This is a genomic window from Enterocloster sp. HCN-30185, from assembly GCF_037890305.1.
Classification (GTDB): Bacteria; Bacillota; Clostridia; order Lachnospirales; family Lachnospiraceae; genus Enterocloster.
Genome location: NZ_JBBKBT010000003.1, coordinates 218,122 through 230,909, shown reverse-complemented (window position 1 = coordinate 230,909; position 12,788 = coordinate 218,122). Strand labels below are relative to the sequence as shown.

Below are 12,788 nucleotides of genomic sequence, written 5' to 3'. Positions count from 1 at the left end.
ATCAGACAGAAAGGAAGAAGATACTATGGGGATGAAATGCATCGGTGTAGACGTAGGAGGAACCAGCGTAAAGGTGGGAATCTTTGAGACAACCGGAGAATTGCTGGATAAGTGGGAGGTAAAAACAAGAAAGGAAGAAAATGGAAAATATATTCTTCCGGATGTCGCTGCTTCCATCCGTGAAAAGGTATCAGCCATGGGGCTGGATCTGAAAACGGATATTGCAGGAGCCGGACTGGGAGTGCCGGGGCCGGTGATGCCGGACGGAAGCGTAGAGGTCTGCGTAAATCTGGGATGGAAAAATGTAAATCCCCAGAAGGAGCTCAGTGCCCTGCTGGATGGCATTCCTGTAAAGAGCGGAAATGATGCCAATGTAGCTGCCCTTGGCGAGATGTGGCAGGGAGGCGGAAAAGGCTATGATAACCTTGTGATGATTACTCTTGGTACCGGAGTAGGCGGAGGAGTGATCCTGGATCAGAAGATCGTGGCCGGACGTCACGGTCTGGCCGGAGAGATCGGACATATCCATGTAAGGGACGAGGAAAAGGAATACTGTAACTGCGGCGGTCAGGGATGTCTGGAGCAGATCTGCTCCGCTACGGGCATTGCAAGAGAAGCCAGAAGAAAGATGGCTGCCAGCGAGACGGCTTCCGTTCTCCGCCAGTACGGTGACAATGTAAGTGCGAAAAACGTGCTGGATGCGGCCAAGGAGGGAGACGAACTGGCATTGGAGGTTATGGCTGTGGTAAGCCATTATCTGGGTCTGGCGCTGTCCCAGGCTGCTCTGATCGCAGATCCTGATATTTTCGTGATCGGCGGCGGCGTATCAAAAGCAGGCCAGTTCCTTATTGATATGGTTCAGAAGGACTATGATCATTTTATGACGATTTCCAAAAATAAAGCCAGGCTGGGTCTGGCAACTCTGGGAAATGACGCAGGAATCTATGGGGCAGCAAGACTGATTTTGTAGTGAGGGGAAATTTAAGAGGGAAAGATAAATGGCATTTACATGAATAGATGTAGGTGTCATTTTTTTTGTTTTGATAAAACTGTCCCAATATTGACAAAATTGTCCCAAAATGATATAACAAGGATATATAACGAGGATGGGAGTACGTATCATGAAGAAAAAAAATATAATAAGCCTGATTAAATATTATGTGGAAAAGAATGATGCGGGCTTTCGCAATGAAGCTTATGAAATCGCCAGGGAGTTTGACGCTTCTGGGGATTATCAGCTTTCAGAGTATATTATGTCACTGCTGTCTAATGTAAATACCTTTGTTCCACAGGTATCAGAGAATGTGTCTTCTTTCTTTGAAAAAATTGAAAAAAAGGAAGATATGCTGCTGCTTCCTGAGGAAATTACCGGTGATTTGTTAGGGGTAGTAAATGCAATTGAACATCATATTGGAATTAATAAGTTTTTGTTCCAGGGGGCTCCCGGAACAGGGAAGACGGAAGCTGTTAAACAGCTTGCGCGAATATTGAACAGAGAAATTTTTATGGTGGATTTTTCAGCAGTGATTGACAGTAAATTGGGGCAGACGCAAAAAAATTTGTCTATGCTTTTTAAAGAGATAAACAGCTTTGTCCAGCCTAATAGGGTAATTGTTTTATTTGATGAAATTGATGCTCTGGCTTTGGATCGAACGAATCAGAATGATCTGCGGGAAATGGGGCGGGCAACATCAGCTATGCTGAAGGAATTTGAGCGGATGAATGAAGATATTGTTTTAGTGGCGACCACCAATCTTTATCAATATTTTGATAAAGCACTGATCAGACGATTTGATTCCGTAATTGATTTTGACAGATATTCACAGGAAGATCTTCTTTCGATTGCAGAAAAGATGTTAGACCGTTATCTTGATAAGTTAAAGCTGGCAAACAGGGATATACGCCTGTTTCGTAAAATAATGAAATTGATGCCTCAGATACCATATCCTGGTGAATTGAGAAATCTCATTAAGACATCTGTTGCATTCAGTAATCCACATGATGGTATGGATTATTTCAGAAGACTTTATTATGCAGTCTGCAATGAAAAACCGGAAGATTTAAAAAAGCTTCAGAATCAGAAATTTACTGTCAGAGAGATCGAGATATTGGTTGGAAGATCAAAAAGCAGTATTGCAAGAGATCTGAGGGAGATATAATAGATGAATAACATTTTGCAATTAAAAGGGAGATTCGAACAAAGGCCTAATAATTTCAGACAGGGTGCACTGAAGCTTCCGAAAGGTAAATATGTTTCGGCGCTGCATCTTAGAGAATTATCTGAGCAGTTGAAAAGAATTCTGAATTACTGGGAAACTAACAGGGATATCAATGGTGCTTTAGTCAGTGTACATTATAAACATATTGTTGCAAAGAGTAATAGATTGAAGATCTTACTGTCTGAGAACAGTAAATCTCCTGCGGAATCAATCAAAGGAGTTAAGTTTATCTGGGAACCGGATGAGAATGGAAACGAGATCCAGAAACACGTATTCACCCATTATGTTTCTCTTAAAGCGATCGAAAAAGCAATCGAGGTTTTGAACAGGACAAGCTCTGTTATTGAAACGTATTTTAATGGGGTTATTAACAGTGAAGGAACGGAACAGGCGGCTGAGGCCTCAGCGTGTAGTTTCAATGAAATTTCCAAAACCAGCTTTTTAAAAGCAGTAATAGATGGGTTTTATGTTGAAAGCTTTGATATTGATCGTGCGGAAGAAGAGATAACAGAAGAGTCTATTATAACGATTTATCAGACCGGAATTGAAACAAAGAAATTGTTGTCAAAGTTCGGAATTTATATTGTCGATGAGCGTATTATTGATGGAACCACATTGATGCTTAACCCGGATGAAGCAAAGCTGTTATATAACAATGCATCCTATCTGATTGCTATGAGTGTTACTGATTTTTCGCAGCTTACGAGAGATGAGATATTAGACGATCATGAAGAAACTTATTATGGGGAAAGCCTAATTCCCCATCCTGCAAATGAACCTGTAATAGGTGTTATTGATACACAGTTTAATGAGAATGTGTATTTTCATGAATGGGTGGAATATACAAATCTGCTGGATCCCAATATTCCACTGACTGCCAGGGATTATGAGCATGGAACTGAAGTGAGCTATATTATTGTTGATGGACCGAGTGGAAATCCGGCGCTTGACGATGGATGCGGGAGATTTCGGGTACGTCATTTTGGTGTTGCTACACATAGAGGATTCAGTTCCTTTACCGTATTAAAAATGATAAGAAATATTGTTGCTTCAAATAGAGATATTAAGGTCTGGAATTTATCATTGGGTTCTAAACTTGAAATCAAGCCCAACTTTATTTCTCCGGAAGCTGCAGAACTCGACCGTATACAGAGTGAATATGATGTTATTTTTGTAGTTGCAGGGACAAATGTTCCGGATGGTGAAACAAAAAAGAATATGAAAATTGGTTCACCGGCAGATTCGCTTAATTCTCTGGTAGTCAACGCTGTAGATTTCAGAGGGAAGTCGGCATCCTATACAAGAGTTGGCCCTGTATTATCCTTTTTTCATAAGCCGGATATCAGCTATTATGGCGGTGATGGCCCCGGTTATATGGACAAAATGGTTGTATGCCGTGATGATATGGGAGCAGCCTATGTAAGTGGAACTTCATTTGCAGCACCATGGATTTCGAGAAAACTGGCATATCTGATCCACGTTATGGGATTAAGCAGAGAAGTTGCAAAAGCATTATTGATTGATTCTGCCGCCGGATGGAACAGGAGAGATGATATTTCACATAGTATTGGCTATGGAGTTGTTCCAAAACATATTGACGATATTATAAAATCACAGAATGATGAGATACGTTTTATTATGACCGGAGCGTCAGAGGAATATGAGACATATACATATAATCTGCCGGTACCTGTCGTAGATCATGCACATCCATTCTATGCAAGGGCAACTTTGGTATATTTTCCGCAATGTGATCGTAATCAGGGGGTTGATTACACAAGTACAGAAATGGATATACATTTTGGCAGGGTTGTTATTGAAAAAGGAAAAGTGAAAATAAGGCCGATTGATAACAATCAGCAGTCGGAAGATAAACTGATTACTCTTTATGAAGAAGATGCAAGAAAAATGTATCGAAAATGGGATAATATCAAACACATTAGTGAAGAGATTAAAGAAAAAAGAATACCGAGAAAGGCATATGAGTCTGGCCTCTGGGGACTTAAGATCAATACGAAGGAACGCCTGAAGAAAAGAAAAGAACCCCTTCCATTTGGAGTTGTTGTAACATTAAAGGAAATGAATGGCGTAAATCGTATTGATGATTTTATCAAGATGTGTATGGCGCGTGGCTGGCTGGTTAATAAGCTGGATATTGAAAATCAGATAGATATTTATGAAAAGGCAGAGGAAGAGATTATATTTAATTAAAACAAGGGGGCTGTCGGTATTAACCGACAGCCCCTTTTCGACTGATTTTGATTATAAAATTGTCTTTTTTGATTTTTCGGCTGGAGAATTATGGAATCCAAACTCCATTTGCATCCACCCAGAAGTTATCCGGCGTATAGCAGTTTGCATACATTGCGCCGGAGGAGGAATCCAGATAGTAGTACAGGCCGTTTACCTGTACCCAGCCGGTTGCCATGTAGCCGTCTGCGTCAAAATAATACCACTGGCCGTTTACATCCTTCCACTGGGATGCAGGATAGGTTCCGTCTGCGTTCTGCCACCACCAGCGCACATGGTCGGCTGCCTGTTTCCAGCCTTCGGAGACAGAATTTCCGGCTGTCTGTTCAGGGGAAGTTTTCCAGCTGCTCTTGGCATTGTTGCTGGCTTTTACAGAACGCACTTTAAATGTGTAGGTTCCATTTTCCGTCATCCAGTCCGTAAAGTCATAGAAGGTATTATATACGGACAAAGTGGAGTTTCCGCCGTCAGGAGGCGTTACGAGGGAGCCATTCCGATATAACTGAACCTGGAAATATTTAGAAGATTCAACGTCATCCCATACAGCGACCTTTGGATTGTCAGAATCCCAGGACAGGTTTCCGGGGGCAGGCGCGTCGCTCATATCGGCGTCTTCGTCAAAAACCAGCTTTACAGTCAGGATGACAGTAGCTCCGCCGTCTGTTTTTCGGGCGTCTACGAATTTGATCTTGTCAAAGCGGGATTTGATGGAGCTGTCCAGAGTGAGCTTGAAGCTGCTGGAGGAGGTTCCGGAAAAGGCGTATTCTTCCTCGTCCTCCAGACCAAGGGTAATATCTACCTCAGGAGGATTGGATTTGGACCAGTCGTCCCCTTCATCATTGACAACTTCAACGGCATCTACATAGTACAGATCCGTGTTGTCTCCTGTGGGTGTTACATCTACTTCACCGCCACTGCTGCCGGCTCGGATATCGCTGTCGACGGTCAGGCAGATCTTTCCTACCTTTGTTTTGTTGTCAGCCAGGGCTGCGGGAGCAAAGGCAGAAGAGAGAAGGGCTGCGGTCATAAAAAAAGCGGCTGCCTGTTTGATTCGGGTCATAGTCATCCATCCTTTCCTGTCAGAGTTTATGCATTTAAAACTCTGGTATTTACAAATAATGATACCATCAGTATACCATAAAATGGGTGGTCTGGAAAGTCTACAGAACCGTTGACCGGGGCAGTGAGAAGATAAATTCTGTCCCCACGCCTTCGGTGCTGATCACATCAATATTTTCTCCATGTGACTGGAGGATTTCCTTTACAATGGAAAGACCAAGTCCGGTCCCTTTTTTGTCTTTTCCGCGGGAAAGATCGGTTTTGTAAAAGCGTTCCCATATTTTTTTCAGGCTGTCCTTTGGAATACCGATACCGGTATCCTTTACGGAAACGAAAATCTTTTCATACTGTCCTGCCGCCTGGATATAGATCACAGAATCATTGTGGCTGAATTTGATGGCATTGTCGATCAGGTTGTACATTACCTGCTGTATTTTTTCCATATCAGCATAGACCATCTGGATATTATCGGAAAAAGTCAGATCAAAGCTGATATTTTTTTTGCCGCAGGTACCTTCAAAGGAGGCTGCGGTATCCTTGATGACACGGTTAATATCAAAGTTCGTCCGCGTCAGGTATCCTCTGGCATCCAGTGAATTTAAGGTCAGCATACTTTCCGTCAGCTTGTGAAGCCGTTCTGTCTCGGAAATAACTCTGGAAATATATTTTTCATACAGCTCCGGCGGAATGGTTCCGTCCAGGATTGCTTCCAGATAGCCTTTGATGGAGGTTAAGGGGGAACGGAAATCGTGGGAAACATTTGCGATAAAATTCCTTTGATATTCCTCCATTTTATCCAGTTCATCTGACATATAGTTTAAGGTATCGGACAGGTATCCCATTTCATCATGGGTCTTTACCTGGATCCGGTAATCCAGATGGCCGGCAGCATATTCCTTGGCTCCTACTGTGATTTTTCGCAGGGGAAGATATACGGTCTGGGTAAAGACCAGAAGGATAATGAGGGACAGTCCGAAAATGGCCGCAGAGGTGATGTAGAGAATGTCCAGAATTTCACTCTGGGAATGGGCAATCTGGCTGACCGGCAGATGAAGGATCACATAACCGTAGGTAGTGTAATTTCCAATCACCGGAGCAGATACGGTGAGAACGTCCTCATTAAAAAGGCCATAATAATTCCCAATGGTGTAGGAGCGGCTTCCTGAGGCAGTGGGGTCGAAATCCGGGATTACAGTCTGTGTCCGGCTGCCGTCCCGGCTGTCCATAAAAATGGCCCCTTGATTGTCCGCCACCCATATTTCTGCGCGCAGATAGGCGCCCAGACTTTTTAACTGGGAGGAAAAGGCAGCCAGATCCGGCCGCTTTCCGTCGTACATCTGACTGCAGGAGGCTGCAATATCATTTGCCTCATCATAAAGAGCCTCCGACCGCTCCCGCATCAGATAGTCTCTGGTCATGCGGGAGGAAAAGGTGGCAATGGTGATGAAGCCCAGGAGGCCGAAGATCAGATAGCCCAGGATAAATTTGGAGTAGAGTGAACGGGTCATGGTATTACCTCTTTACCTCGAATTTGTAGCCGATGCCCCATACCGTGGTAATGGACCAGTTGGCGTGATCCTTGATTTTTTCCCGCAGACGCTTGATATGTACGTCTACGGTCCGGGTATCTCCGATGTATTCGTAGCCCCAGATGTGATCCAGGAGCTGCTCTCTTGTAAAGACCTGATTCGGCGAGGAGGCCAGAAAGTAGAGAAGCTCCAGCTCTTTGGGAGGCATTTCCACCGAATGGCCTTTGTAGAGTACAGAGTAGTTTGTCAGGTTTACGATCAGATCCGGGTACTCCACATATTCTCCCTGCTGCTTTGGTTCTGTAGAAATGGCGGCAGGGGCTGCCTGATAACGGCGGAGAACTGCTTTTACACGGGCGACCAGCTCTTTGGAATCAAAGGGTTTGATCATATAGTCATCTGCTCCCAGCTCCAGCCCCAGAACCTTGTCAAAGATTTCACCCTTGGCTGACAGCATGATGATGGGAACCTGAGATGAGGTGCGCAGCTCCCGGCAGACCTGATAGCCGTCTATGCCCGGAAGCATCAGGTCAAGAAGGATCAGGTTGGGTTTAAATTCGGGGAATACCTTAAGGGCTTCCTCGCCGTCTCCTACGATCATTGTTTCATAACATTCTTTCATTAAATACAGGGAAATAAGTTCTGCAATATTTGCATCATCATCTACGATCAGAATCTTCTGTTTTTCAGCCATTGGTGAAAATCCTCCTTATGTCATTACTTAAAAGTCACGATGGTAACGCCGGTTCCGCCTTCTCCAAACTCACCCAGGCGGAAATCCTTTACATACTTTAATTGACGCAGCCGCTTGTGACAGGCATTTTTCAGCGCTCCCGTACCGCGTCCGTGAACAACCCGCACACTCGGCATATGGGCCAGATATGCATCGTCCAGATATTTTTCCATAGCAGGCACGGCCTCGTCTGTAGTCATGCCGATGAGATTGACCTCTGTTCCCACGGAAAATGATTTAGACATCCGGATCTGGCCACTTCCGCTGCCATTTCCCTTTGCCTGTGAAAATGTTTTCTTTGCCTTGGAGCCTGCCGCCGTTCCGCCGTAGGTGCGTGAGGAACCGTCTCCAAGAGTAGCGCTTATGTCGTCTTCACGGATCAGCTCCAGATCACGGATATTAACTCTGGAACGGAGAATGCCCATCTGGACAAAGAGATCGCCCTTTGCATCCGGCAGGGTGCTGACGGTGCCCTTCAGGTTCATGGAAAGCACCTTTACGCCGTCTCCGATTTTTAGTTTCTTTGGGGAAATGGGTTGGCTGGGGCCTTTGGCCTTTACTGCCAGCTTATCGTCGGTCTTTTTAATCTGCTCCCGCAGTTTGGCTCTCTGAGCCTCCAGTTCTTTTCCTACGCCGGATTCAGAAGCCAGGCGGTTGATCTCGCGGATGGTCTGGTCTGCCGTCTCCTTGGCTTCTCTTAAAATCCTCTGGGCTTCCTCAGAGGCATTGCGGATCAGCTTATCCTTGCGCTCGTCCAGACGTTCTTCCTTCTGGGTCAGGCGGGATTTTAGCTGGGCAATCTCCTCCTTATAGGAGCGGATTTCCTCCTGCTCCTTTTCAATGGTGACGCGGCTGGTTTCCAGGCTGGCAAGAAGATCTTCAAAGGATTCGTCCTTGGCTTCCAGATGGCTTTTTGCATCTTCGATAATGAAATCGGGAAGGCCCAGCTTTTTGGAAATGGCAAAGGCGTTACTTTTGCCGGGAATGCCGATTAACAGGCGGTAGGTGGGCTGGAGCGTTTCCACGCTGAATTCGCAGCAGGCATTTTCCACACCGGGAGTGGTGAGGGCAAAGACCTTTAATTCGCTGTAGTGGGTAGTTGCCATGGTGCGGCACTTCATGTTGTGGAGGAAGGACAGCACAGCAATGGCAAGAGCCGCGCCCTCGGTGGGATCTGTTCCTGCTCCAAGCTCGTCAAAGAGGCATAAGGAACGGGAGTCTGCCTGCTGTAAAATAGATACGATATTTGTCATGTGGGCGGAGAAGGTACTGAGGCTCTGCTCAATGCTCTGTTCGTCCCCGATATCTGCGAATACTTCGTCAAAAACAGCCAGCTCCGAGCCTTCCCATGCAGGGATATGAAGGCCGGCCTGTCCCATCAGGGTAAACAGTCCCACGGTTTTTAAGGAAACGGTCTTGCCTCCGGTATTGGGGCCGGTGACGATCAAGAGATCAAAATTCTTTCCCAGCCAGATGTTGATAGGGACTACTTTCTGGGGATCTAAGAGCGGGTGGCGTCCGTCTTTGATGTGAATGCGGCCTTTGTCATTAAATACAGGCGCACTGCACCGGTACTGGCGGGACAGGGCAGCTTTGGCAAAGATAAAGTCAAGCTGGGCCAAAAGCTCCATATTCAGGCGCAGTTCTTCTATATGGGGAGCTGCCTCATTGCTTAAAGCGGCTAAAACCGCCTCGATTTCCTTCTGTTCCTGAATTTCCAGTTCCCGGATTTCATTGTTCAGCTTCACGATGGCCATAGGCTCGATGAAAAGGGTGGAGCCGGTGGCGGACTGATCGTGGACCATACCGGAAACCTGGTTTTTATATTCAGCCTTTACAGGGAGGCAGTAGCGTCCGTCCCTCATGGTGATCACCGCATCCTGAAGATAGGTGCGGTGAGAATTTAAAATGGAATTTAACTGGGTATGGATGCGATCCGCCGCAGCCTTGATGGAACGGCGTACCCGGGAAAGACCGGGGCTGGCTTCATCTGCAATTTCATCTTCTGAGAGGATACAGCGTTTGATTTCATTATTTAAAGGGGTTAAAGGCTCGATGGACTGAAATAAGGGATCCAGGGAGTCAGGCACATATTCAGCCACTTCAGCCTGCTTCGGCGGCTTCTGTCCGGGAAAACGGGGGGTGAAAACGGGGGGGTCCTCTGTATCTCTGCGTCCGTAAGCCTTGGCTCTTGAAGCCACGGTAAGAACCGAGCTGATAGAGAGAAGCTCAGGGATGCTAAGAGAGCTTCCGATTTCCAGGCGCTTTAAGGAACCGCCGATTTCCCGAAGGCCGGAAAAGGAAACAGAGCCCTTTAAACGCACACGGTTCACAGCGTCTGTGGTCTGGGCCTGGCGGGTGCGGATTTCTTCCAGATCAGAAGAAGGGGACAGTTCCCGGCACAGGGACTTCCCTAGAGGAGAGGCCGCATGGCTTTCCAGTTGGGTGATTATCTTCGTATATTCCAGGGTTTTTAATGCTTTTTGGTTCATTTTTTATCAATAACCTCCTGAGAGTGGTACAAAATATCCTGTTTACACGGACAAGTATACCACATCCCCCGATATTTACGATAGGGGAAAATTCCGGACGAACAAAAACTTGCATATTAAGCGTGAGAACCGTATAATAAGAGGTGAGATTCTTCGTAAGGAGGAGCGAAATGGCGGATAAGCGTGAAGACAAGGGAACGGACGAAGGCCAGGAAAAACAGAAACCGTTTATCAGGGAGAAGATCGTTCGCCAGCCACCTTCCGGGCGGCAGATCATGAGAAAAATTTTGCTGGTAGGAGTCTGCGCAGTTGTGTTCGGAACAGCAGCTGCGGTATGCTTTTCGGCTGTAAAGCCGATCGCAGACAGAGCCTTCGGCCCGGAGGAGACAGAGCAGGAGCCGATCACCATTGCAAAGGATGAGCCGGAAGCGCAGCAGCCTGTACAGACAGAGTGTGCGCCAGTGCCTGAGGAAACAGAGCCGGTGGAGGATATGGTGCGGTCAGAGATGGAGAAGTATCCGTATTCTATGGATGATCTGAACCGTCTCTACGGAAATTTGAATACGCTGGTTGAAGAGAATGAGGGCTGTGTGGTTTCTGTTCACTCGATTCAGAGGGAAACGGACTGGTTTGATAATCCCATTGAAACTACAGGCCAGTATTCAGGCGTGGTGATTTCCTGCACAAGAGGAGAAATCCTTGTTCTGGTGCCGGATGAGGCGGTAGATACGGCGGATTCCATTGAAGTATCATTTTCAGGCGGAACCATTCTTCCGGGTACTGTAAAACAAAAGGATTCTGTGGCAGATATGGCTCTTGTAAGCGTAAATGCCGCAGAGCTGGAGGACAGGCAGTATGAGCGCATAAAAGAGCTTCCGCTGGGAAATTCTTACGGTGTCAGGCAGGGAGATCTGGTGGTTGCCATCGGTTCCCCGGCCGGTGTGACCGGTTCCAGTGGATACGGCGCTATTTCCTATGTAGTGCGCAGCACAAAAGCAGTAGACGGAAGTACCAGGATCTTTTATACGGATACAGCGGCAGATTCCCAGGCGGGAACTTTCCTTATTAATACGGATGGAGAACTGATCGGCTGGGCGGTGGATGATTATGGGCAGGAGGATCATTCTTCCATGACAGCCGTTATGTCCGTATCGGATTATAAGGGGGCCTTGGAACTTATGAGCAACGGTCTTCCTGTGCCTTACTTTGGTATACTGGGACAGGAGATCACGGTAGCCATGGCCCAGAAGGGAATGCCTAAGGGCATCTATATTTCAGAAGCCGTTATGGACAGTCCGGCTTATAATGCAGGCCTTCAGCCGGGGGATATTCTCACAAAGCTGGGAGATATGCCGGTGACAAATCTGAAGGAATTTCAGGGGCAGGTGGAAAAGCTCCAGGCAGGAACGAAGATCATTGTAAACGTACAGCGCAGCAATGGCAAAGACGAATACAGGGAAATCCCCTTTGAGATAACCGTTGGAACCAGATAAGTGCGGTGTGGGAGTCCGAACGAAGCGGACTCCCTTTTCAGTAAAAGAGAGATGAGGTATGAAAATGAGATATATTGAGACATTCCATGAAGGAAATCATATTTCCGATATTTATTTATGCAAGACAAAACAGATTCAGCTTACAAAAACAGGAAAAGAATATGGAAATCTGATCCTTCAGGATAAGACAGGCACCATTGAGGCAAAGATCTGGGATCTTTCTTCTCCGGGGGTAGGGGAATTTGACGCAATGGACTATGTGCATATTGAGGCAGATGTGACGCTGTTTCAGAATGCAAACCAGCTGAATGTGCGCCGGATCCGCACAGCCAGAGAGGGAGAGTATGTGGAGGCGGATTATCTGCCTGTTTCTAAAAAAGAGATTGGAAAGATGTATGAGGAGCTGCTGGGATTTGTGCGCAGTGTGAAGAATCCATGGCTGAATCAGCTTTTGTCAGGGTATTTTGTGGAAGATAAGGAATTTGCCAAGGCGTTCCAGTTCCATTCCGCAGCAAAGACCGTTCATCATGGATTCGTAGGAGGACTCTTAGAGCATACCTTAAGTGTGGTAAAGCTCTGTGACTACTATGCAGGGTATTATAAGACATTAAACAGGGATCTGCTTCTTACCGCAGCTATGTTCCACGATATCGGAAAGATGCAGGAGCTGTCACGTTTCCCTGAAAATGATTATACCGACGACGGCCAGCTTCTGGGCCATATTATGATCGGCACGGAGATGATTTCCGAGCGGATCCGCCAGATTCCGGATTTCCCGCCCAGACTGGCGTCTGAGTTAAAACACTGTATTCTGGCCCATCACGGAGAGCTGGAATATGGTTCACCCAAGAAACCGGCTCTTTTGGAAGCGCTGGCACTGAATTTTGCAGATAACACAGACGCCAAGATGGAGACAATGATCGAGGCTCTGGCAGCAGGCGGAACGAATAAGGGCTGGCTGGGCTACAACAGGCTTTTAGAAACCAACATCAGAAAGACAACGGAGTAAGGAA

The 12,788-nt window shown here is 46.4% G+C and carries 9 protein-coding genes; 5 read left to right on the top strand and 4 right to left on the bottom strand.

The window, feature by feature from the left end:
* Nucleotides 1-25: 25 nt before the first annotated feature.
* The 3 genes from WKT10_RS05085 to WKT10_RS05075 all read left to right on the top strand — a co-directional run bounded on the left by WKT10_RS05085 (nt 26) and on the right by WKT10_RS05075 (nt 4,430).
* Nucleotides 26-970, top strand: a complete 945-nt coding sequence (locus WKT10_RS05085; protein ID WP_340275898.1) for an ROK family glucokinase — start codon at nt 26-28, stop codon at nt 968-970.
* 151 nt (nt 971-1,121) lie between these two features.
* Nucleotides 1,122-2,159, top strand: coding sequence for an AAA family ATPase (locus tag WKT10_RS05080; RefSeq protein WP_340275896.1), 1,038 nt, complete (start codon nt 1,122-1,124; stop codon nt 2,157-2,159).
* A 3-nt stretch (nt 2,160-2,162) separates the two neighbouring features.
* Entirely contained in the window at nt 2,163-4,430 is a 2,268-nt protein-coding gene (locus WKT10_RS05075; protein ID WP_340275894.1) for a S8 family peptidase, read from the top strand.
* An 88-nt stretch (nt 4,431-4,518) separates the two neighbouring features.
* On the opposite strand, the gene WKT10_RS05070 is transcribed toward WKT10_RS05075, so the two are convergent.
* From WKT10_RS05070 to WKT10_RS05055, 4 genes are all read right to left on the bottom strand, one after another.
* Nucleotides 4,519-5,529: a hypothetical protein gene (locus WKT10_RS05070; RefSeq protein WP_340275892.1), complete on the bottom strand. Its 1,011-nt coding sequence runs from the start codon at nt 5,527-5,529 to the stop codon at nt 4,519-4,521.
* A 100-nt stretch (nt 5,530-5,629) separates the two neighbouring features.
* Entirely contained in the window at nt 5,630-7,036 is a 1,407-nt protein-coding gene (locus WKT10_RS05065) for a sensor histidine kinase (RefSeq protein ID WP_317438082.1), read from the bottom strand.
* Nucleotides 7,037-7,040: 4 nt separating this feature from the next.
* Nucleotides 7,041-7,751, bottom strand: coding sequence for a response regulator transcription factor (locus tag WKT10_RS05060; protein WP_337934255.1), 711 nt, complete (start codon nt 7,749-7,751; stop codon nt 7,041-7,043).
* 23 nt (nt 7,752-7,774) lie between these two features.
* Nucleotides 7,775-10,282: an endonuclease MutS2 gene (locus WKT10_RS05055; RefSeq protein ID WP_340275889.1), complete on the bottom strand. Its 2,508-nt coding sequence runs from the start codon at nt 10,280-10,282 to the stop codon at nt 7,775-7,777.
* Nucleotides 10,283-10,452: 170 nt separating this feature from the next.
* Between WKT10_RS05055 and WKT10_RS05050 the strand changes: the two genes are divergently transcribed.
* A complete protein-coding gene (locus WKT10_RS05050) occupies nt 10,453-11,775 on the top strand; it encodes a S1C family serine protease (protein ID WP_340275887.1) in 1,323 nt (440 codons plus the stop codon).
* Between the two features lie 64 nt (nt 11,776-11,839).
* Nucleotides 11,840-12,784 carry a 3'-5' exoribonuclease YhaM family protein gene (locus WKT10_RS05045; protein ID WP_066550998.1) on the top strand — a complete coding sequence of 315 codons (945 nt, stop codon included), beginning with the start codon at nt 11,840-11,842 and terminating at the stop codon, nt 12,782-12,784.
* Nucleotides 12,785-12,788: the final 4 nt, after the last annotated feature.

What these genes read in the sequence shown, in the direction of transcription:
- WKT10_RS05085 (WP_340275898.1), top strand. Translation starts at nt 26, where the DNA reads ATGGGGATGAAATGCATCGGTGTAGACGTAGGAGGAACCAGCGTAAAG.
- WKT10_RS05045 (WP_066550998.1), top strand. Translation starts at nt 11,840, where the DNA reads ATGAGATATATTGAGACATTCCATGAAGGAAATCATATTTCCGATATT.
- WKT10_RS05055 (WP_340275889.1), bottom strand. Translation starts at nt 10,282, where the DNA reads ATGAACCAAAAAGCATTAAAAACCCTGGAATATACGAAGATAATCACC.
- WKT10_RS05080 (WP_340275896.1), top strand. Translation starts at nt 1,122, where the DNA reads ATGAAGAAAAAAAATATAATAAGCCTGATTAAATATTATGTGGAAAAG.
- WKT10_RS05070 (WP_340275892.1), bottom strand. Translation starts at nt 5,529, where the DNA reads ATGACCCGAATCAAACAGGCAGCCGCTTTTTTTATGACCGCAGCCCTT.
- WKT10_RS05065 (WP_317438082.1), bottom strand. Translation starts at nt 7,036, where the DNA reads ATGACCCGTTCACTCTACTCCAAATTTATCCTGGGCTATCTGATCTTC.
- WKT10_RS05050 (WP_340275887.1), top strand. Translation starts at nt 10,453, where the DNA reads ATGGCGGATAAGCGTGAAGACAAGGGAACGGACGAAGGCCAGGAAAAA.
- WKT10_RS05075 (WP_340275894.1), top strand. Translation starts at nt 2,163, where the DNA reads ATGAATAACATTTTGCAATTAAAAGGGAGATTCGAACAAAGGCCTAAT.
- WKT10_RS05060 (WP_337934255.1), bottom strand. Translation starts at nt 7,751, where the DNA reads ATGGCTGAAAAACAGAAGATTCTGATCGTAGATGATGATGCAAATATT.